Source organism: uncultured Amaricoccus sp., from assembly GCF_937858865.1.
In the GTDB taxonomy this organism is placed as follows: Bacteria; Pseudomonadota; Alphaproteobacteria; order Rhodobacterales; family Rhodobacteraceae; genus Amaricoccus.
Map to the genome: position 1 here is coordinate 1 of NZ_CALLYO010000149.1, position 1,118 is coordinate 1,118.

Consider the following 1,118-nt stretch of genomic DNA (forward strand, 5'->3'; position numbering starts at 1 on the left):
TTGGCTCGAAGCGCATCAGCACATCGGGATGGACTCGCGCGATGCGCTCGAGGTCGGCCTCGTACTGGGCGCGCAACCGCTGGCGCTCCGCCGGGCCGAACGGCCGGAAGCGGTCGGCGCCGGGCTCGGCGGCGGCGAAGATCCTGCGGACCCGCGTCAGTCGCTCGGCGCGCGGGAGATCCCGCGGCAGCGCCTCGGCCGTCGCGATCGCCCCCGCCGAGGGTGACCGCGTCCGGGTCGGATCGGAGATTTCCGGCAGGGCCCCGAGCGTACAGCCGCAGACCGCCTCCATGATCGCCCGGGCATTGGCCCGGTAGTCCTCCTGCCGCCAGATCCGCAAGGGGATGTCGGGCGCCGCCACGCGGATCCGCGACACGAGGTCGAACCAGCTCGGCGACCTGGCAGACAGTTCCGCCACCGCCTCCTGGAAGCCGCCCGGCGGCGGCAGGGCATGCTTCAGTGTCTCGACATAGGCCGAAGGGAGGAGCGTATCGTAGCTGCGGACGGAGAGGAAGAACACGACCTCCGCCCGGTCCGCGAGGCTCGCGAGCCGGCTCACGTTGCGCTCAACCTGCGGATAGGAGGGCACCTTGAGCATATGCCCGGGCACCCCGATGATGTTCTCCTCCGAGAGCACCACGACCTCGGGCCCTGCCCTGAGCGGTGCCACCACCGACTCGATCGCGGCGCGCATATACGCGCGACCGACGATCGGCAGCCGGGCGACCGGCCGCCGCTGCGACAGTGTCCGCGCCAGCTGCCGCTGGCGCACCAGCGGGTTCGGTATGAAGTCGACCCCCTGCCCGGCAAGATCGTCGCGTACCGCCGCCAGCGTCTCCTGGAGATGCGAGGTCGCGGTCTTGTGTGCTCCGATATGGATGCGCCACTGCCGAACGGGGGGCCGCGTGTTCGCGGCCTGCATCGATGTCTCCCGACTCACCTCGCCTCCATGACACAACGATACGAGAGCGTCACGCTCCGGGTTACCACGAAAGGGGATTCCGTTTGCCACTCGGTGAAAACTTGCCTATGGGGTCGGAGTTTCCTTTCGCGGGTTGATCATATCCGTCGGGTAAAGGGTTCGAGAGGACGATGTTCGTAGCCCCTTCGGCCCGGGC

Annotated in this window: 1 protein-coding gene; it reads right to left on the reverse strand. The window is 68.9% G+C overall.

Features of this window, described 5'->3' with window-relative positions:
- Positions 1-922 (reverse strand): hypothetical protein (locus tag Q0112_RS04260; protein WP_297971856.1); only part of this gene is annotated, 922 nt, incomplete at its 3' end.
- Between the last annotated feature and the right edge of the window lie 196 nt (positions 923-1,118).